We start from the raw sequence: 18,680 nt of genomic DNA, 5'->3' as shown, positions 1-18,680 counted from the left end.
GGCAGCATGAGCTCCCAGATCCCCCTCCCCGACCTCGACCGGCTCTCCCGCACCGCCCGGGGCCCGGGTGACGGCGGTGACGGCGACGAGGGGGAGCGCCCGGCCCGTCGCGGCCCGACCCCCGAGGAGCTGCTCGCCGGCCTCAACGAGCCGCAGCGGGCGGCGGTGGTCCACGAGGGGGCCCCGCTGCTGGTGGTGGCCGGTGCCGGCTCGGGCAAGACCCGGGTGCTGACCCGCCGGATCGCCTGGCTGGTCTCGGAGCGCAAGGCCCACCCCGGGTCGATCCTCGCGATCACCTTCACCAACAAGGCCGCGGCCGAGATGAAGGAGCGGGTCGAGGAGCTGGTCGGCCGGCGGGCCCGGATCATGTGGGTCTCGACCTTCCACTCCGCCTGCGTGCGGATCCTGCGCAAGGAGGTCGACAAGCTCGGGCTGACCTCCAGCTTCTCGATCTACGACGCCGCGGACCAGAAGCGGCTGATGCAGCTGGTGATCGGCGAGCTCGACCTCGACACCAAGCGCTACCAGCCCGGCCCGCTGCTGCACTGGGTCTCGAGCCACAAGAACGAGCTGCGCGACCCCGAGGAGGTCGCGGGGCTGTCGAGCAACAAGCTCGAGGAGTCCTACGCCGCGGCGTACACGCTCTACCAGCGGCGGCTGCGCGAGGCCAACGCCCTCGACTTCGACGACCTGATCATGTCGACGGTGCACCTGTTCCAGCAGTTCCCCGACGTGCTGGAGACCTACCGGCGGCGGTTCCGCCACGTGCTGGTCGACGAGTACCAGGACACCAACCACGCGCAGTACGCGCTGATCCACCAGCTCTGCGCGGCGCAGCTGGAGGAGACCGCGAGCGGCGGCGAGCGGGTCGAGCCGGCCGAGCTGATGGTGGTCGGCGACGCCGACCAGTCCATCTACGCGTTCCGCGGCGCCAACATCCGCAACATCCTCGACTTCGAGCAGGACTTCCCCGACGCCACCTCGATCCTGCTGGAGCAGAACTACCGATCCACCCAGACCATCCTCAACGCCGCCAACGCCGTCATCGGCAACAACAAGGGGCGCAAGGAGAAGCGGCTGTGGTCCGAGGCCGGGGACGGCGAGCGGATCGTCGGCTACGTGGCCGACGACCAGCACGACGAGGCGAGGTTCGTCTCCGACGAGATCGACGCGCTGGTCGACCGCGGCCACAAGGCTGCGGACGTCGCGGTGTTCTACCGCACCAACGCCCAGTCGCGGGTCTTCGAGGAGGTGTTCATCCGCACCGGCCAGCCCTACCGCGTGGTCGGCGGCGTCCGCTTCTACGAGCGGCGCGAGGTGCGCGACGCGCTCGCCTACCTGCGGATGCTGGTCAACCCCGCCGACCAGGTGTCGCTGCGGCGGGTGCTCAACACCCCCAAGCGCGGCATCGGCGACCGTGCGGTCGCCTGCGTGCAGGCGCTCGCCGAGCGCGACGGACTGACCTTCTGGGAGGCGCTGCGCCGCGCCGAGGACGCACCCGGCCTGGCGACCCGGTCGCTGACCGCGATCCGCGGGTTCGTCGCGCTGGTCGAGGAGCTGCAGTCGATGGTCTCGGCCGGCGAACGAGCCGACGTCGTCCTGGAGACGGTGCTGGAGCGCTCGGGCTACCTCGCCGAGCTCGAGGCCTCCGACGACCCGCAGGACGCCACCCGGGTGGAGAACCTCGGCGAGCTCGTCGCCGTCGCCCGCGAGTTCTCCGACGATCCCGTCTCCGGACCCTCGGCCGACCCCACCGACGTCGACGCCGGCACCCTGGCGCCCAGCCTCTCCGACTTCCTGGAGCGGGTCGCGCTGGTCGCCGACACCGACCAGATCCCCGACGACGGCGACGGCGTGGTCACCCTGATGACCCTGCACACCGCGAAGGGGCTGGAGTTCCCCGTCGTCTTCCTCACCGGGCTCGAGGACGGCGTGTTCCCCCACTCGCGCGCCCTGGGCGACCAGCCGGAGCTGGAGGAGGAGCGCCGGCTCGCCTACGTCGGTCTCACCCGGGCCCGCGAGCGCCTCTACATCTCCCGGGCCGTGGTGCGCTCGGCCTGGGGCGCCCCCACGCACAACCCCGGCTCGCGCTTCCTCGACGAGCTGCCCGTCGACCTCGTCGACTGGCGCCGCACCGAGGCCGCCCAGACCAGCTGGGGCCGCCCCGACCTCGCCTCGTCGTCGCGCTACGGCGGGGTCGGGCAGCCCACCGACGCCGGGCGGCGCAACTTCTCCGCCGCCGCCGCACGGGCCGACGCCCGCGCCAAGGCCAAGCCGTCCCGCGAGATCCCGTCGCTCGAGCCGGGCGACCGGGTCACCCACGACTCGTTCGGGCTCGGCACCGTGGTGGCGCTCGAGGGCTCGGGCGACAAGTCGGTCGCCTCGATCGACTTCGGCAGCGACGGCGTCAAGCGCCTGCTGCTGCGCTACGCCCCGGTCGAGAAGCTCTGAGAGGCGGCACTGCGGCGGCGCTGGGCCGCGCTGAGGCGACGCCGGGGGGGCTGGGACCCTCAGCCCGGCAGGTCGACGCCGTGCTGGAGGAACGCGGCGTAGGGGTCGACCGGGTCGCCGCCGCCGGGGCGGACCTCGAGGTGGAGGTGGGAGCCGGTGACGTTGCCGGTAGTGCCGACCAGGCCGATGACCTCGCCGGCGCGGACGACCTCGCCCGGGGAGACCCCGATCGAGCTCTGGTGGCAGTACCAGATCTCGGTGCCGTCATCGAGGGTGACGACGGTCTTGTTGCCGTAGGCGCCGTCGTAGCCGGTGGAGGTCACCACGCCGTTGGCGATCGACCGGATCTGGTCGCCGGTGTCGCCGTTGAAGTCGAGGCCGGTGTGGTAGCTCGACCACAGGCCGTACTGCCCGAAGCGCGCGGTGAGGACGACCGGGTCGAGGGGAGTGACCCAGAGGTTCTCCTCGATCTTGTCGGCCTGGCTCTGGGCGGCGCTCTGGAGCTTCTCCAGCGCGGCGTTGTGCTGCTTGACCAGCCGCTCGCCGGGCGGCTTCAGCTCGCCGCCGGCGTCGCCGCGGGCCTGGCCCGCCGAGTCGCGGCTGATCGGCCGGCCGCGGTCGCCGTCACCGGCGGTGGCGACGGCGCCGATCCCGCTCAGCGCGGTGGCCTGGCTGAGCCGGCCGTCGTTGCCGGCCGGGTCGACGTCGGTGCCGGGCACGGCGACGGCGCCGATGACCGAGACCGCGAGGGTCGCGACCCCGAGCAGCACGGGCACCGACGGGAGGCCCTTGAACAAGGGGCCGCGGGGGCCGGCGTGCTTGACCGCCCGGCGCTTGCCGGGCTGGGTGGGCCGCACCTGGGTGGTGGGCGCCGGCTGGGCCACGCGGACCAGCGGCAGCCGGGCGGTGGGCTCGTCGGTGAACGACGTGGTCTGGTCGCGGGGCTCGAGGTCGGCCAGCACGCGGTTGACCCGACCGGTGTCGAGCAGCGGGTCGCGGCCCGGCTCACGGCGGGGGGCCGGGGCGGTGTCGGGCCGGTCGGCCAGCATGGTCGCGAGCTGGGCGCTGAGCTGGAGGTTGAGCTGCGGGAGCTCGGAGGTCAGGGGGTCGACGCCGGTGGCAGGAGCCTGCGGGAGGGCGGAGGTGTGCGCCACGACCGGGCTGGGCACCGGCTGGTCGAGGGCCCCCACGGGTCGCGCCGCACGGCGACCGACGTAGGGGACCTGGGCGGTGCTGTCGGAGTCGACCGGTCGGGCGGCCACGCGACGACCGGCAGGTCGTGCGGTCTCCGAGTGCTCACGGCTCGCGCCGCTGCCCACTCGGTGTTCTCCCATGGACCGATCTCTCCGATGCTCTACGACTCAGGACGTTGCGCTACGACTCAGGACTTCCGAAGGCGGCCCCGACTGTAACCGATCCGGTGGGCCGCCCGAAAATCCCCCTTCCCGCAGTGTGGATAAGAACTGGACAACCCTCCGTTCGCCCCTCCGTTACCGTCGGGCCATGTCGCGCCTGCTCGTCTCGTCGGTGGTCGCGCCGGTTTCGGCTGGTCCCGAGGGCGAACCGCGCCCCTCGCCGGGGGCGGACGTCGACGCCGGCGGGACTGCGGAGCGGGCGCTGGCCCGCGCGCTGCGCGACCTCGGGCACGAGGTGGTCTATGCCGGTCCAGACCAAGACCCTGACCGGCTGGCGGCCGCCGCGGCCCAGGAGGACGTCGACGCGGTGGTGCTCACCGACGACGCCGGCGCTGCCGACGTCGTGGCTGCCCTCGACCGGCGCGGGGCCGGCGACGTCGTGGTCTGCCTGGCGACGGCCTGAGCCGCGCCGGTTCCCGCGTGCGGCGTGTCCCCCGTCACACCCCACGCGGGGATCGGCCCCCCGCAGCGCCCCGGCCCTCGTAGGCGGACGGGGACGCGACTATGGTGCGCCGGGGACAGTCCCCACTCTCCCGACGCCCTGTGCCGGTCAGCGGCAGCCCAGCGGCGCCCACACACTTCGAGGACAGGTGTAACAGCAGTGGACCTGATGGAGTACCAGGCGAAGGAGCTCTTCGCGAAGCACGGGGTGACCACCACGCTCGGCGTCGTGGTCGAGACCGCCGACGACGCGAGGGCCGCGGCCGAGCAGCTCGGTGGCGTGACCGTCGTCAAGGCCCAGGTCAAGGCGGGCGGCCGCGGCAAGGCCGGCGGCGTCAAGCTGGCCAAGACCGCCGACGAGGCGTTCGAGCACGCGTCGAACATCCTCGGCATGGAGATCAAGGGCCTCACGGTCAACCGGGTCCTGGTCACGCCGGCGACGCCCCCGGAGGAGGAGTACTACTTCTCCTTCCTGCTCGACCGGGCCAACCGCCAGTACCTCTGCATCGCGAGCGTCGAGGGCGGTGTCGAGATCGAGGAGGTCGCGAAGACCAACCCCGACGCGGTCAAGAAGATCGGCATCGACCCGGGCACCGGCGTCGACGCCGCCAAGGCCCGCGAGATCGCGACCGAGGCCAAGTTCCCCGAGGCCGTCTTCGAGCAGGCCGTCACGATGATCGAGAAGCTCTACCAGGTGTTCGTCGAGGAGGACGCCACGCTGGTGGAGGTCAACCCGCTGGCGCGGCTGGCCGGTGACAAGCTGGAGGCCCTCGACGGCAAGGTGTCGCTCGACGACAACGCCTCCGAGGTGCGCCACCCCGACCACGAGTCGTTCGAGATCAAGGACGAGACCGACCCGCTCGAGGCCAAGGCCAAGGCGAAGGGGCTCAACTACGTCAAGCTCGACGGCCAGGTCGGCATCATCGGCAACGGCGCGGGCCTGGTCATGTCGACGCTCGACGTGGTCGCCTACGCCGGCGAGAAGCACGGCGGCGTCAAGCCGGCGAACTTCCTCGACATCGGTGGCGGCGCCAACGCGCAGGTGATGGCCGACGGTCTCGACGTGATCCTCAACGACGAGCAGGTCAAGAGCGTCTTCGTGAACGTCTTCGGCGGGATCACCGCCTGCGACGAGGTGGCCAACGGCATCAAGGGTGCGCTCGAGATCCTCGGCGACTCCGCGACCAAGCCGCTCGTCGTCCGGCTCGACGGCAACAACGTCGACGCGGGCCGCGCGATCCTCGACGAGCTGAACCACCCCCTGGTGACCCAGGTCGACACGATGGACGGCGCGGCCGACAAGGCCGCCGAGCTGGCCAACGCCTGAGCCGGGACGACGGAGACAGAGAGAAGACCATGTCGATCTACCTGAACAAGGACTCCAAGATCATCGTCCAGGGCATGACGGGCGGGATGGGCTCCAAGCACACCACCCTCATGCTCGAGGCGGGGTCGAACATCGTCGGCGGCGTCAACGCGCGCAAGGCCGGCACCACCGTCGAGCTGGCGGGCAAGGAGCTGCCGGTCTACGGCGACGTCGCCGAGGCGATGGCCGAGACCGGCGCCGACGTGTCGGTGGTCTTCGTGCCCCCGGCCTTCACCAAGGACGCCTGCATCGAGGCCATCGACGCCGGTATCGGGCTGCTCGTCGTGATCACCGAGGGCGTGCCCGTGCAGGACACCGCCGAGGTGTGGTCCTACCTCCAGGGCAAGCAGACCCGGATGATCGGTCCCAACTGCCCGGGCATCATCACCCCCGGCGAGTCGCTGGCCGGCATCACGCCCCACACCATCGCCGGCAGCGGCCCCGTGGGCCTGGTGTCGAAGTCGGGCACGCTGACCTACCAGATGATGTACGAGCTGAAGGACTTCGGGTTCTCCACCGCCATCGGCATCGGCGGCGACCCGGTCATCGGCACCACCCACATCGACGCCCTCGCGGCGTTCGAGGCCGACCCCGACACCAAGGCGATCGTGATGATCGGCGAGATCGGCGGCGACGCCGAGGAGCGGGCGGCGGCGTACATCAAGGACAACGTGACCAAGCCGGTCGTCGGCTACGTCGCGGGCTTCACCGCCCCCGAGGGCAAGACCATGGGCCACGCCGGCGCCATCGTCTCCGGCTCCTCGGGCACCGCGCAGGCCAAGAAGGAGGCCCTCGAGGCGGTGGGGGTCAAGGTCGGCAAGACGCCGTCGGAGACCGCGGCCTTGATGCGGGAGGTCCTGCAGGGTCTCTGACCCTCTGCGCGCACGCACGAAGGCCCCCGGCGCTGCCGGGGGCCTTCGTCGTTCCTGCGGGTGGGGGGCGGCCCTCAGAGGTCCTGCATGGCGGTGACGACGCCCTCGTTCTCGGCGACGATCCCCGTGAACGCGTCCTGGACGCCGGCGGGGGTGCCGAGCCCCTCGTTGTAGGACGAGGCGAGCAGCACCGCGCTGCCGACCCGCACCACGAGGACCGTGGCCAGCCCCGGCTTGGGCTCGCCGAAGCCCTGGTAGAAGGTCACCGCGCCGCCGGCCCGGTCGCCGGTGTCGCCGAGGTCGGTGATCGTCTGGGTCAGGGCCCGGTCGTCCTCCGGCCCCGTCTCCGGGCAGTCGGAGTAGAGCTCCAGCACGTCGTCGACGTAGGCGTCGGCCTGCTCGACGTCGGCGAAGGTCACCAGCATCCGGCCGCGGAAGTCCTCGACGTTGCGGAACCCGCCGCTGAGCCGGTCGACGTGCTCGGGCAGCGCCACGCTGCGCCCGCAGGCCGCGGGCTCCAGGGGCTCGAGGTCGCGCGACGGTCCGAGCAGGCCCATCTCCTCGCCGGGCTCGGCGCTGTCGTCGGCGGGGAGCGCGTCGTTGAGCGGGAACGCGTCGGGGATCATCGGACCCCCGAGCGGCCCGGGGTCGGACGCCGGCCCACCGGTGCTGCCGTCGTCGGCCGGCGGCAGCTCCTCGCACGGCTCGGCCCCGAACAGGCACATCCGGCCCAGCGGCTCGTCCGCCGTGGTGCGCATCCGCTCGAGCTCGTCGGCCAGCACGTTCTCGTCACCCATCCAGAAGCCGGACTCGACGAACAGCGCGTTGCCGGTGCGGGCGACCTGGTAGATCGTGGCGCCGGCGGGGGAGCCGTCCTCCAGCAGGGCCTCGTCGGTGAAGACCAGCGACTCCTCGGTGCCGAGCGGTGCGTCGCGCACGGTGTACTCGTGGGCCACCTGGCCGACCCGACCGGACGGGCAGTCCTCCACCGCGGCCCGGACGTCGGCGAGCGCACTGCGGGCCTCGCCGTCGCTGGCGTAGAGGGTGAGGCTGCGGGTGCCCTGGTCGGAGCCCGGCGCGTCGGCGTACTGCGCCCCGATCCGGTCGACGCCGTCGAGCTGCAGCGGGTTGGTGCCGCACACGTCGAGGTCGGTGATCCGCCCCAGCTCGGGCGCGATCTCCGAGGCGAACGTCCAGCCGCCCTGCAGCGGGAAGTCCGGCGGGACCTCGCTGCGCCAGGTCAGGCCGGGCGGCGGGGCGGGGTCGAGACGGGAGTCGCTGCCACCGCCGCCGAGCACGGCGAGCGGGGTGGCGACCGCCACGGTGGCGGCGAGCACGCCGCCGACCACGGCCAGGGTGGTGTTGCGGCGCCGCAGCCGGTCGCCGCGGCGGCGCACCTCGCTGGCGGGCATCGGGGTCACGGGAAGTCCTTCGTCGAAGCGGTTCAGGTCGTTGAGGTCAGGCATGGCTCGCTCCCTCCTGGAGGCCGCCGTTGGTGTCGTCGAGCAGCGCCGCGAGCGCGGCGCGGCCGCGGCTGAGCCGGGCCTTGACCGTGCCCTCGGGGGAGCCGGTCTCGCGGGCCACCTCGGCCACGGGGAGGTCGGCGATGTGGTGCAGCACCAGCGCCCGCCGCTGCTCCTCGGGCAGCCGCCCCAGCGCGTCGACGAGGGCCACGTGACTCTCGCTCGGCGCGGGCGCCTCCATCGGCGGTGCCATCGCCCGGTCGGCGAAGCGGCCGTTGCGCTTGACGCGCCGCCAGCGGCTCACGGCCAGGCGGTACGCCGTCGTGCGCACCCAGGCCTCCGGGTGGGCGGCTCGGTCGAGCTGGCGCCGGTGGGCCCAGGCCTTCACGAACGCCTCCTGGACGCATTCCTCAGCCTCGTCGCGGTTTCCGATCATCGCGTAGACCTGCGCGGTGACCCGCCGGAAGGAGGCGGTGTAGAAGTCGTCGAACTCGCGTTCGTCCATCGACCCTCGTTCCCGTCTCGTGTCGTCCGCGACGCCGCCGGGACCGGCCGCACCACGGAGGTGGTTGTCGGCAGGGATACGTCCGGTGCGGTCCCACGGTTGCACGCCGGCGCGGGAAATGTGGCTGGCCGTGCGGCGCGGGCCGGAGCGGCGTCAGCGCGGAGGGGCCAGCTCGCCCAGCCGCTGCTGGGCCCGCCCGACCAGCGCGACGAAGGCGCCGTCGGCGACGGTGGCCCGGCCTCCCGGCACCAGGGTGACCTGGGCGACGGCGGTGCCGGAGCGGACGATCCCCATGAGGAACCGCACCGCCCGGTCGTCGGAGATCTCCACGGTGAGCGCCCACACGGTGAGGTCGGCGTTGCGGCTCGAGCGGTTGGCGAGCTCCTCGACCTCGGTGCCGAGGTCGTTGCGCTCGCAGCCGGCGAGCTTGTCGCGCACGGCGGCCACGAAGGATCGGGCCCGCTTGGGTCGCAGCGCCCCGACGGTCTCGGTGAGGCCGAACTCGGGTGGCAGCCCGGCGCCGGGCACCAGGAAGGTGCGGGTGGCCGCGTTGCTGACGCCCTTGCCCGAGAACGACGTGCGGTCGCACCGGGTGGCCGCGATGTTGGTGGTCACCGCGGCGGGCTCGCTGCCGGCCCACGGGCGGGTCACGGTGGCGACCGGCGGCAGGTCGGCCTCGTAGAGCAGGGCCGGCGCGTCGCCGGAGGGCAGCGGCGGCACCGCGGTGGCCCGCGGCGCCCCGGTGGTGCAGGCGCCGGCGTCGGGGAGCTCGCAGAGCCGGGTGACCGCGCTCGCGAGCATCCGGGCGTTGCCCTCGACCGAGGGCACCCGCTCGCCCGGGCGCTGGTGGACGGTGGTCGTGGTGACCGCACCGGTGCGGGCGATGCCGACGGTCACGGTGCGCACCGGCGGGCCCCAGGAGCGGAAGCTGAGCAGCAGCGCCTCGTCGCCCACCCCGGCGACCGCGTGGGTCTGCAGCAGCTGGGTGCGCCCGGACATGCAGCGCGTGTACCAGGAGGTCAGGGTGTCGTACGTCGCCTCGCCGGTCGTGGTGTCGGCGGAGGCCTCGGCCTGCTGGCCCACCGTGGTGCCGCGGTCGAGGCGCGCGGGGCCGGTGGGCTGCCGGCCGTTCTTCGGCAGCAGGCTGAACGTGCGCAGCAGCGCGCCGAGGCCGTCGGGGTCGGCGTAGCGGGCGCGCTGGCAGGGGAAGACCAGTCCGTCGGGGCTCTCGGTGTTGCGGCTGGTCTCGCGCTCGGCCCAGGTGCCGGTCAGCGCCGTGCCGACGTCGTCGCCGACCAGCAGTGCCGCCGCGGTGAGCGGGTCGGGCGGTGCCTCGCCGCGGGGCGCCCGCTCGTTGTCGAGCACTCCCTTGCTCGAGAGCTCGGGCCGGGCGCCGGCGGTGTCGGTGACGACGGTGCCGGCCACCACCAGCGCGGCCACGGTCGCGGCGATCCCGACCACCGTGTGTGAGCGGCGACGGGCGCTGCCGGCCCGCACCAGGATCGTGGTGCGCGGCCAGCGCACGAGCGCCAGCGACTCGGTCAGGTGGGCCAGGCAGGTGCGCACCGAGGTCGAGGTGACCTCGCGGTGCAGGGAGAACTGGGCCGTGGCGGTCTGCAGCTCGCGCTCGACCGACGCCCGCGGGATGCCGGCCTCGCGGGCCATCTCCTCCAGCGGCAGCGGGGTCAGCTCGTTGAGCAGCAGCACCCGGCGCTGGGTGGAGGTGAGCCGGCCGAGCGTCTCGAGGGTCGCGGTCGCCTCGGGGTCGATGCCCTTCTGCCGCACCCACCAGCGTGCGGTGTGGCGGCGCTGGGCGCGGCTCCACGCCAACGGGCGCACCCACGACTCCGGGTCGGGCAGCACCGAGACCTTGCGCCAGTGGTGCCAGGCGACGACCATCGCGTCGCGCACCGCCTTCTGGGCGGCGCTGAGGTCGCCGGTGAGGGCGTAGGTCTGGAGCAGGAGGCCGTCGCGGGTCTCGCGGTAGAACGCGTCGAACGTGTCCTGGTGGTGCGAGCTCCTCATGACCGCTCCACCGTACGCGAGGCGGCCCCCGGCCGTGGTGGCGGGGCGCGGCGTGCCTGCGCCCCGGGCCCGGGAGCGCGGGTCATCATGAGGTGGTCATGACGTCCCTGCTCCCGCCCTCGACGCAGCCCTCCACCCAGCCCTCCACCCAGCGGCGCTCCGCGGCCGACGTGCGACGCGACCTGGCCACCCGCCGTCCGCTGGCCCTGGTCACCGCCCTCGGCGGTGTGGTCGCCGCGGTGGGCCCGCTGGTGGTGCTGGCGGCCCTGGGGGTGCTCGGGTGGTTCCTCACCGACGCCGGCGCCCACGGCGCCCCGCGCGACGGGCTGCGCACCGGCGCGCTGGCCTGGCTGCTGGGCCACGGCTCCGGCGTCCACGTGGAGGGCACGCCGGTGACGGTGCTGCCGCTCGGGGTCACCCTGGTCTGCGCGTGGGCGGTCTGGCGCACCGCGCTGCGGGTCGGCGAGGCGGTCTCGGGCCACGGGCCCGACGCCGAGGCCCTCGGCGACGGCGACCGCGACTGGACCGTCCCGGCGGCGGTGGGGCTCTTCACCACCGGCTACGTCGTCACCGCGGTGCTGGTCGGCTCGGTCGCCGGTGCCGACGCCACCCGGCCCGACGTCGGTCGCGTGGTGCTGTGGGCGCTGGTGCTCTGCCTGGGCCTGGCCGGCCCGGCGGTCGCCGTGGGCTCGGGCCGGGCCGCGGTCTGGGCCTCGCGGGTGCCGCTCGGGGCGCGGGCCACCTGGCGGGCCACCCGGGTGGTGCTGCGGTGGTGGCTGGGCGCCGCCGCAGTGCTGCTGCTTGGCTCGTTCGTCCTCGACCTCGACACCGCCGCCAACGTGATGTCGCAGCTGCACACCGACGCCGGCGCGGCGGTGCTGATCGTCGTCGTCTGCCTGGCGGTGGTGCCCAACGCGGTGGCCTGCTCGGGCGCCTACCTGCTGGGGCCGGGCTTCGCCGTCGGCACCGGCACCCTGGTCTCGCCCGGGGTGGTCTCGGTGGGCGCGCTGCCGATGTTCCCGCTGCTGGCCGCGCTGCCCGACACCGGCCCCACGCCGGCCTGGACCTCGGGGCTGGTCGCCGTGCCGCCGCTGGTCGCGGCGGTCGCGGTGGCCCGGGCCCAGCGGCTCGACCCGACGACCCGCTGGGAGCAGGGCGCCCTGCGCGGCTGCGTCGCCGGCGTGACGGCCGCGGTGCTGTTCGCGCTCGCCTGCGCGGTCGCCGGCGGAGCGGTGGGCCCGGGGCGGATGCGCGACGTGGGGCCCGCGGCGTCGGAGGTGCTCCTCCACGCGGTGACGGCGTTCGGCATCGGCGGCCTGCTCGGCGGGCTGGCGATGACCTGGTGGCAGCGCCGCCGCGCTGCCGGCTGACCCCTAGACTCGCCTCCCGTGACCGCGCGGCTCGTCGTCCTGGTGTCCGGCTCGGGCACGAACCTCCAGGCCCTGCTCGACGCCGCCGCAGACCCGGCGTACGGCGCAGAGGTGGTCGCCGTGGGCGCCGATCGCGACGGCATCGAGGGGCTCGCCCGCGCCGAGCGGGCCGGGGTGCCGACGTTCGTGCACCGCGTGCGCGACCACGCCACCCGCGAGGAGTGGGACGCCGCGCTGGCGGCGTCGGTGGCCGCCCACGAGCCCGACGTCGTGGTGTCGGCCGGTTTCATGAAGCTGGTCGGGCCGGCGTTCCTGGCCCGGTTCGCGGGCCGGCTCGTCAACACCCACCCCGCGCTGTCGCCGGCGTTCCCGGGGATGCGCGGCCCCGCCGACGCGCTCGACTACGGGGTCAAGGTCACCGGCTGCACGCTGTTCGTGGTCGACGAGGGCGTCGACACCGGGCCGATCGTGGCCCAGTCTGTGGTGCCGGTCGAGGACGACGACACCGTCGAGACGCTGCACGAGCGGATCAAGGTCGCCGAGCGCCGGATGCTGGTCGAGACCGTCGGCCGGATGGCGCGCGAGGGCTACGTGGTCGAGGGGCGGCGGGTCCGGTTCGGCACGGCCGGCGGCCCCTCCTAGACTGGCCCCACACGACTGGCGCAGGTGGGTCCACCACCAGGGAGTGACGTCGGGAGCATCGAACGCCTGGGTGCTCCTCCACCCGAGCAGGAGTGCATCCCCGTGTCCGAGCAGCGCATCCCGATCACCCGGGCCCTCGTCTCCGTCTACGACAAGACGGGCCTCGACGACCTGGTCCGCGGCCTCCACGAGGCCGGCGTCGCGCTGGTCTCCACCGGCGGCTCCGCGGCCCTGATCGAGGGGCTGGGCCTCCCGGTCACCAAGGTCGAGGACCTCACCGGCTTCCCGGAGTGCCTCGACGGCCGGGTCAAGACCCTGCACCCGCGGGTGCACGCCGGCATCCTGGCCGACCGGCGCCTCGACTCCCACGTGCAGCAGCTCGCCGACCTCGGCGTCGAGCCGTTCGACCTCGTGGTCTCCAACCTCTATCCCTTCACCGAGACCGTCGCCTCCGGCGCCGCCCCCGACGAGTGCGTGGAGCAGATCGACATCGGCGGGCCGTCGATGGTGCGGGCCGCCGCCAAGAACCACCCCTCGGTCGCGATCGTCACCTCGCCCGGTCGCTACGCCGACGTGCTCGCCGCCGTGGCAGCCGGCGGGTTCACCCTCGCCGAGCGGCAGCGGCTGGCCGCCGAGGCGTTCGTGCACACCGCGACCTACGACGTCGCGGTGGCCTCGTGGATGGGCAACGTGCTCACCGACACCTCCGGGGGCACCGGCTTCCCGGCCTGGGTCGGCGCGACGTGGGACCAGGCGGCGGTGCTGCGCTACGGCGAGAACAGCCACCAGTCGGCGGCGCTCTACCGCAGCGGTCACGCCGGCTCCGCCGGGCTCGCGGGCGCGGAGCAGCTGCACGGCAAGGAGATGTCGTACAACAACTACGTCGACGCCGACGCCGCGCGCCGGGCGGCGTACGACTTCGCGGAGCCGGCGGTGGCGATCATCAAGCACGCCAACCCGTGCGGCATCGCGATCGGCGTCGACGTCGCCGAGGCGCACCGGCGCGCCCACGAGTGCGACCCGACCTCGGCCTTCGGCGGCGTCATCGCGGCCAACCGCCCGGTGTCGGTGGCGATGGCCGAGCAGGTGGCGGAGATCTTCACCGAGGTCATCGTCGCGCCCGGCTACGACGAGGGCGCGGTCGAGGTGCTGCAGGGCAAGAAGAACATCCGGATCCTGGTGGCCGAGCCGCTCGCGGCCGAGCGCGGCGTGGAGCTGCGGCCGATCAGCGGCGGGCTGCTGCTGCAGCAGACCGACACCTTCCAGGCCCCCGGCGACGACCCGTCGGCCTGGACCCTGGCCACCGGCGAGGCGGCGTCGCCCGAGGTGCTCGCCGACCTCGCCTTCGCCTGGCGGGCGGTGCGGGCCGCGAAGTCCAACGCGATCCTGCTGGCCAGGGACGGCGCCTCCGTCGGCGTCGGCATGGGCCAGGTCAACCGGGTCGACTCCTGCCGCCTGGCGGTCGCCCGCGCCGGGGACCGGGCGGCCGGCTCGGTGGCGGCCTCCGACGCCTTCTTCCCCTTCGAGGACGGCCCGCAGATCCTGATCGACGCCGGCGTCCGCGCCATCGTCCAGCCGGGGGGCTCGGTGCGCGACGAGCTGACCGTCGAGGCCGCGAAGGCCGCGGGGGTCACCATGTACTTCACCGGCACCCGCCACTTCGCGCACTGAGCCACGGCGACGCCGGGGCGACCCACCCCCAGAGTGATTGGATGACCTCGTGACTGCCCAGAAGCTCGACGGCACCGCCACCCTCCGGACCATCAAGGCCGAGCTGGCCGAGCGGGTGCGCGCGCTGCGCGAGCGCGGCGTCGTGCCCGGCCTCGGCACCGTGCTGGTGGGCGACGACCCCGGCTCGCACTGGTACGTCGGCGCCAAGCACAAGGACTGCGCCGAGATCGGCATCGAGTCGATCCGGGTCGACCTGCCGGCCTCCGCGCGCCAGGCCGAGGTCGAGGCCGAGATCGACAAGCTGAACGCCGACCCGGCGTGCACCGGCTTCCTGGTGCAGCAGCCCACCGGTCTCGACGAGTTCCGGCTGCTCTCCCGGGTGCACCCCGACAAGGACGTCGACGGCCTCCACCCGGTCAACCTCGGCCGGCTGGCCCTCAACGTCGAGGGCTCGCTGCCGTGCACCCCGGTGGGCTGCATCGAGCTGCTGCGCCGCCACGACATCCCGATCGCCGGCGCCGAGGTCGTCGTCGTCGGCCGCGGCCTCACCGTCGGCCGCCCGCTCGGGCTGCTGCTCACCCGGCGCTCCGAGAACGCCACCGTGACGCTGTGCCACACCGGCACCCGCGACCTCGCCAAGCACGTGCGCGAGGCCGACGTGGTCGTCGCCGCGGCCGGCGTGCCGGGCATCATCTCCGGCGAGATGGTCAAGCCCGGCGCCGCCGTCCTCGACGTGGGCGTCTCGCGGGTCGACGGCAAGATCGCCGGCGACGTCGCCGACGACGTCTGGGACGTCGCCGGCTGGGTCTCGCCCAACCCCGGCGGTGTCGGACCGATGACCCGGGCGATGCTGCTCACCAACATCGTCACGATGGCCGAGCGGGTGCTGCGGTGACCCGGCCGGTCCCGGCCGCCCCGGCGGCAGGTGCCTGACCCGGTGGCGGAGACCGATCCCGCCGACGCCGACGCCGTCGGCGAGGTCGTCGAGCCCGACGGGCCCGACGGGTCCGACGAGGCCGTCGGGGAGGAGCCGCGCCGCTACCCCTCGACGATCGGCGGCGGCCTCTACCTGCTGCTGCTCGCCCTCACCGGCGTCGGCCTGTTCCTCGCCGTGTCGGGCAGCTGGCGGCTCGGGGTGCGGTTCATCGCGGTCGTGCTGATGAGCGCCGCCGCGCTGCGGCTGGTGCTCCGCGGCCGCGACGCGGGCATGCTCGCCGTGCGGCACCGGCTGGTCGACTGCCTCCTGCTCGGCGGCGTGGGCGGCGTGCTGTTCTTCCTCGCCACCACGATCCCCGACCAGCCGGGCTAGGCCGGACGCACCGACGCCCCCACCGCGACCGGCAGGGGCGTCGTACGACGAGCGGTTCGGGTCAGATCAGGCCCAGCTCGGTGACCGCGGCACGCTCGTCCTCGAGCTCGGCGACCGAGGCGTCGATGCGGCCGCGGGAGAAGTCGTCGATCTCCAGGCCCTGGACGATCGTCCAGTCGCCACCGGAGGTGGTGACCGGGAACGACGAGACCAGGCCCTCGGGGACGCCGTAGGAGCCGTCGGAGGCGACCGCCATCGACACCCAGTCGCCGTCGGCACTGCCGAACAGCCAGTCGTGGGCGGCGTCGATGGTGGCGGAGGCGGCCGAGGCCGCCGAGGAGGAGCCGCGCGCGTCGATGATCGCGGCGCCGCGCTTGGCGACGGTCGGGATGAAGGTGTTCTCGAGCCAGTCCTGGTCGCCGACCACCTCGGCGGCGTTGCGTCCCCCGACCTCGGCGTGGAACAGGTCGGGGTACTGGGTCGCGGAGTGGTTGCCCCAGATCGTCATCTTGGTGATGTCGGTGACGGGGGCGCCGGTCTTGGCTGCGAGCTGCGAGATCGCGCGGTTGTGGTCGAGGCGGGTGAGCGCCGAGAACCGCTCCCGCGGGATGTCGGGGGCGTTGCTCATCGCGATCAGCGCGTTGGTGTTGGCGGGATTGCCGGTCACGCCGACCCGGACGTCGTCGGCAGCCACCTTGTTGAGCGCCTTGCCCTGCTCGGTGAAGATCGCGCCGTTCGCCGAGAGCAGGTCGCCGCGCTCCATGCCCGGGCCGCGAGGGCGCGCGCCGACGAGCAGCGCCAGGTTGACGCCGTCGAAGATCTTCTCCGGGTCGTCGCCGATCTCGACGCCGGCCAGGGTGGGGAACGCGCAGTCGTCGAGCTCCATCACGACGCCCTCGAGCGCCTTGAGGGCCGGGGTGATCTCGAGCAGCCGCAGCTCGACGGGGCGGTCGCCCGCGAGGCTGCCGCTCGCCAGGCGGAACAGCAGGCTGTAGCCGATCTGGCCGGCGGCACCGGTGACGGCGACCTTGAGGGGGCTTGCGCTCACGACGAATCTCCTCGGTGGAGGTGCTGGGGACGGATCGATCCGACGCTAGCAGCGGGATTGCGGCGCCCGGACACGAGGGGCCGACCGTCGATGCGCCACCATGTGCGCATGCGTGCACCGGCCGGAGCGGCCCTCCTGGTGGCGGTCGCGGTCGCACTCGCCGGCTGCGGCTCGGCCTCGCCGCCCTCGGGCCCCACCGGCGTCGACGAGCTGACCATCCCGACCCCGCGTCCCGATCCCGACGACTTCGTCGCAGAAGTCGACAACCGCTGGCTGCCGCTCGAGCCCGGCGCCACCTGGACCTACGACGTCACCGGCGGCGCGGCCGACGAGCGCACGGTCACGGTCTCCGACGACCGGCTCGAGGTCGCCGGCGTCGCCACGACGGCCGTCACCACCCGCGAGGGCCCGGAGACCACCACCGACTACTTCGCCCAGGACCGCGACGGCAACGTCTGGTGGTTCGGGCGGGCGGGGGAGTGGGTCGCGGGCGAGGACGGCGCCCTGGCCGGGCTGGCGATGCCCGCCCGCCCGCGCGTCGGCGACGGCTTCCGGCTGGCGCTGGCCCCCGGCGTGGTCGAGGACGTCGCCACCGTCGAGGCCGTCGACGAGACCGTCAACGTGCCGGTGGGCGCGCTGGCCGACGTCGTCGTGCTCGAGGTCGTCGACCCGCGCGCCGGCAGCGGCCGCTCCGAGCGGGCGTACGCCGCCGGAGTCGGCCTGGTGAGCGAGCGGACCGTCGGCAACGACCCCGTCAGCGCGGTGCTGTCCGAGGCGCCCTGACCGGGCCGGTCAGCGGGGCGCGTTCGGGTCGACGTGCGGACCCGGGGCCGGCGGCTCCTGGGAGGTGTCGACCTGCGGTGCCTGCTGGGTCGTGGCCGGGTCGGGCACGGCGCCCGACGGCGGCTGGAACACCTCGTGCGAGCCCGGCGCCGGCTGCTGCTGCGCCGGCTGCTGGGGCTGGACCGGCTGCTGGGGCTGGACCTGCTGAGGCTGCTGGGGCTGGACCTGCTGGGGCTGGACCTGCTGGGGCTGCTGGGGCTGGGCCGGCTGCCACTGCTCCAGCGGCTTCCACTCCTGTGCGGCGTGGTCCCACTGCCAGCCGTCCTGGATGATCGGCTCCTGCACCCACGGCTGCTGCTGGGTGGTCTGCTGGTTCCACTCCTGCTGGAACTGGTCGGGGGCGCCGTAGCCGGGCACCGCCGCGGCGGGCCGGCGCAGGTTGATGCCCGAGCCCGGCACCGGATCGGCGCCGCGGCCGAAGAGCAGCGGGTAGGCGAGCCCGGCGGCCAGCGCCCCGAGCAGCGGCGCCAGGATGAACAGCCAGAGCTGGAGGATGGCGTCGCCGCCGGCGAACAGCGCGGGTCCGATCGAGCGGGCGGGGTTGACCGAGGTGCCGGTGGCCGGGATCGCCACGAAGTGGATCGCGGCCAGGGTGAGGCCGATGACCAACGGGGCGAAGGCGGGGTGCTCGTTGCGCTCGTCGGTGACGGCGAGGATCACGGTGAGGAACAGCGCGGTCAGCAGCACCTCGAGCAGGAACGCGGCCCACCAGGCGTAGCCGCTGCCCTGGTCGCCGAAGGAGTTCTGGCCCAGGCCGTTGGTGGTGGACTCGAAGCCCTCGTAGCCCTGGAGCAGCACGAAGAGGAACAGCCCGGCCAGGATCGCGCCGCCGAGCTGGGCGCCGACGTAGACCGGCACCTGCCGCCAGGGCAGCCGGCCGCCGGCGGCGGCGCCGACCGTGACGGCGGGGTTGAAGTGGGCACCCGAGATCCGGCCGACGGCGTAGGCCATCACCACGACCGCGAGGCCGAAGGTGAGGCCGACGGCGGCCACGTTGGTGCCGAAGCCCTCGAACTCGCCGTAGAACGCCACCGAGCCGCAGCCCAGGAAGACGAGGACGAAGGTGCCGACGACCTCGGCGGCGACCTTCTGGACGGTGGTGGCGGGATCGGTGGTGGCGGGTTCGGTGGTCGTGTCAGCCATGCGGCTCACTGTAGACCCGGCGGGCGACCTCCGGCTTCCCCACGGTTGGCCCCACGGTTGGCCCCACGGTTGGCCCCACGGTTGGCCGGCACGGGCGGTGGGTGCGAGGCTGGCCG

Annotated in this window: 16 protein-coding genes; 10 read left to right on the top strand and 6 right to left on the bottom strand. The window is 74.0% G+C overall.

Annotation, left to right across the window (positions count from 1 at the left end):
* Window positions 1-6 precede the first annotated feature (6 nt).
* Window positions 7-2,451, top strand: coding sequence for a DNA helicase PcrA (gene pcrA / locus JT721_RS03070; RefSeq protein WP_205471426.1), 2,445 nt, complete (start codon window positions 7-9; stop codon window positions 2,449-2,451).
* A gap of 59 nt (window positions 2,452-2,510) precedes the next feature.
* Here the strand turns inward: pcrA and JT721_RS21215 are convergent, their stop codons facing one another.
* Window positions 2,511-3,713, bottom strand: a complete 1,203-nt coding sequence (locus JT721_RS21215) for a M23 family metallopeptidase (RefSeq protein WP_205471425.1) — start codon at window positions 3,711-3,713, stop codon at window positions 2,511-2,513.
* Between the two features lie 241 nt (window positions 3,714-3,954).
* On the opposite strand from JT721_RS21215, the gene JT721_RS03060 reads away from it, so the two are divergent.
* The 3 genes from JT721_RS03060 (at window position 3,955) to sucD (ending at window position 6,545) form a co-directional block, all read left to right on the top strand.
* Window positions 3,955-4,269, top strand: coding sequence for a hypothetical protein (locus tag JT721_RS03060; RefSeq protein ID WP_205471424.1), 315 nt, complete (start codon window positions 3,955-3,957; stop codon window positions 4,267-4,269).
* A 198-nt stretch (window positions 4,270-4,467) separates the two neighbouring features.
* Complete coding sequence (gene sucC / locus JT721_RS03055) at window positions 4,468-5,634, top strand: ADP-forming succinate--CoA ligase subunit beta (RefSeq protein WP_205471423.1); 1,167 nt, start codon at window positions 4,468-4,470, stop codon at window positions 5,632-5,634.
* Between the two features lie 29 nt (window positions 5,635-5,663).
* Window positions 5,664-6,545, top strand: a complete 882-nt coding sequence (gene sucD, locus JT721_RS03050; RefSeq protein WP_205471422.1) for a succinate--CoA ligase subunit alpha — start codon at window positions 5,664-5,666, stop codon at window positions 6,543-6,545.
* Between the two features lie 74 nt (window positions 6,546-6,619).
* On the opposite strand, the gene JT721_RS03045 is transcribed toward sucD, so the two are convergent.
* The 3 genes from JT721_RS03045 to JT721_RS03035 form a co-directional block, all read right to left on the bottom strand.
* Window positions 6,620-8,011: a hypothetical protein gene (locus JT721_RS03045; RefSeq protein ID WP_205471421.1), complete on the bottom strand. Its 1,392-nt coding sequence runs from the start codon at window positions 8,009-8,011 to the stop codon at window positions 6,620-6,622.
* Entirely contained in the window at window positions 8,004-8,513 is a 510-nt protein-coding gene (locus tag JT721_RS03040; RefSeq protein ID WP_205471420.1) for an RNA polymerase sigma factor, read from the bottom strand. The genes JT721_RS03045 and JT721_RS03040 overlap by 8 nt, the downstream gene beginning before the upstream one ends.
* Before the next feature lie 153 nt (window positions 8,514-8,666).
* A complete protein-coding gene (locus JT721_RS03035) occupies window positions 8,667-10,538 on the bottom strand; it encodes a hypothetical protein (RefSeq protein WP_205471419.1) in 1,872 nt (623 codons plus the stop codon).
* Between the two features lie 98 nt (window positions 10,539-10,636).
* Between JT721_RS03035 and JT721_RS03030 the strand changes: the two genes are divergently transcribed.
* The 5 genes from JT721_RS03030 (at window position 10,637) to JT721_RS21575 (ending at window position 15,530) form a co-directional block, all read left to right on the top strand.
* Window positions 10,637-11,908: a DUF6350 family protein gene (locus JT721_RS03030; RefSeq protein WP_205471418.1), complete on the top strand. Its 1,272-nt coding sequence runs from the start codon at window positions 10,637-10,639 to the stop codon at window positions 11,906-11,908.
* An 18-nt stretch (window positions 11,909-11,926) separates the two neighbouring features.
* Entirely contained in the window at window positions 11,927-12,550 is a 624-nt protein-coding gene (purN, locus tag JT721_RS03025) for a phosphoribosylglycinamide formyltransferase (protein ID WP_205471417.1), read from the top strand.
* A 102-nt stretch (window positions 12,551-12,652) separates the two neighbouring features.
* The gene (gene purH / locus JT721_RS03020; RefSeq protein ID WP_205471416.1) at window positions 12,653-14,221 is read left to right on the top strand and encodes a bifunctional phosphoribosylaminoimidazolecarboxamide formyltransferase/IMP cyclohydrolase; all 1,569 of its coding nucleotides are present in this window, start codon (window positions 12,653-12,655) and stop codon (window positions 14,219-14,221) included.
* Between the two features lie 49 nt (window positions 14,222-14,270).
* Entirely contained in the window at window positions 14,271-15,116 is an 846-nt protein-coding gene (locus tag JT721_RS03015) for a bifunctional methylenetetrahydrofolate dehydrogenase/methenyltetrahydrofolate cyclohydrolase (RefSeq protein ID WP_205471415.1), read from the top strand.
* Window positions 15,117-15,158: 42 nt separating this feature from the next.
* Window positions 15,159-15,530, top strand: coding sequence for a DUF3017 domain-containing protein (locus tag JT721_RS21575; RefSeq protein WP_205471414.1), 372 nt, complete (start codon window positions 15,159-15,161; stop codon window positions 15,528-15,530).
* Window positions 15,531-15,591: 61 nt separating this feature from the next.
* On the opposite strand, the gene JT721_RS03005 is transcribed toward JT721_RS21575, so the two are convergent.
* Window positions 15,592-16,578, bottom strand: coding sequence for a malate dehydrogenase (locus JT721_RS03005; protein WP_205471413.1), 987 nt, complete (start codon window positions 16,576-16,578; stop codon window positions 15,592-15,594).
* 108 nt (window positions 16,579-16,686) lie between these two features.
* Between JT721_RS03005 and JT721_RS03000 the strand changes: the two genes are divergently transcribed.
* Window positions 16,687-17,361, top strand: coding sequence for a hypothetical protein (locus JT721_RS03000; RefSeq protein WP_205471412.1), 675 nt, complete (start codon window positions 16,687-16,689; stop codon window positions 17,359-17,361).
* A 9-nt stretch (window positions 17,362-17,370) separates the two neighbouring features.
* On the opposite strand, the gene JT721_RS02995 is transcribed toward JT721_RS03000, so the two are convergent.
* Entirely contained in the window at window positions 17,371-18,564 is a 1,194-nt protein-coding gene (locus JT721_RS02995; RefSeq protein ID WP_205471411.1) for an MIP family channel protein, read from the bottom strand.
* Window positions 18,565-18,680 lie beyond the last annotated feature (116 nt).

This window comes from Nocardioides sp. SYSU D00038 (assembly GCF_016924665.1).
GTDB lineage: Bacteria > Actinomycetota > Actinomycetes > Propionibacteriales > Nocardioidaceae > Nocardioides.
Note: the sequence above shows the minus strand (reverse complement) of the source record. Positions and strands in the feature narration are given on the sequence as shown.

Coding starts and splice junctions, on each gene's coding strand:
- pcrA (WP_205471426.1), top strand. CDS start 7: ATGAGCTCCCAGATCCCCCTCCCCGACCTCGACCGGCTCTCCCGCACC.
- JT721_RS03035 (WP_205471419.1), bottom strand. CDS start 10,538: ATGAGGAGCTCGCACCACCAGGACACGTTCGACGCGTTCTACCGCGAG.
- JT721_RS03045 (WP_205471421.1), bottom strand. CDS start 8,011: ATGCCTGACCTCAACGACCTGAACCGCTTCGACGAAGGACTTCCCGTG.
- JT721_RS03060 (WP_205471424.1), top strand. CDS start 3,955: ATGTCGCGCCTGCTCGTCTCGTCGGTGGTCGCGCCGGTTTCGGCTGGT.
- JT721_RS03030 (WP_205471418.1), top strand. CDS start 10,637: ATGACGTCCCTGCTCCCGCCCTCGACGCAGCCCTCCACCCAGCCCTCC.
- JT721_RS03000 (WP_205471412.1), top strand. CDS start 16,687: ATGCGTGCACCGGCCGGAGCGGCCCTCCTGGTGGCGGTCGCGGTCGCA.
- sucD (WP_205471422.1), top strand. CDS start 5,664: ATGTCGATCTACCTGAACAAGGACTCCAAGATCATCGTCCAGGGCATG.
- JT721_RS03040 (WP_205471420.1), bottom strand. CDS start 8,513: ATGGACGAACGCGAGTTCGACGACTTCTACACCGCCTCCTTCCGGCGG.
- JT721_RS02995 (WP_205471411.1), bottom strand. CDS start 18,564: ATGGCTGACACGACCACCGAACCCGCCACCACCGATCCCGCCACCACC.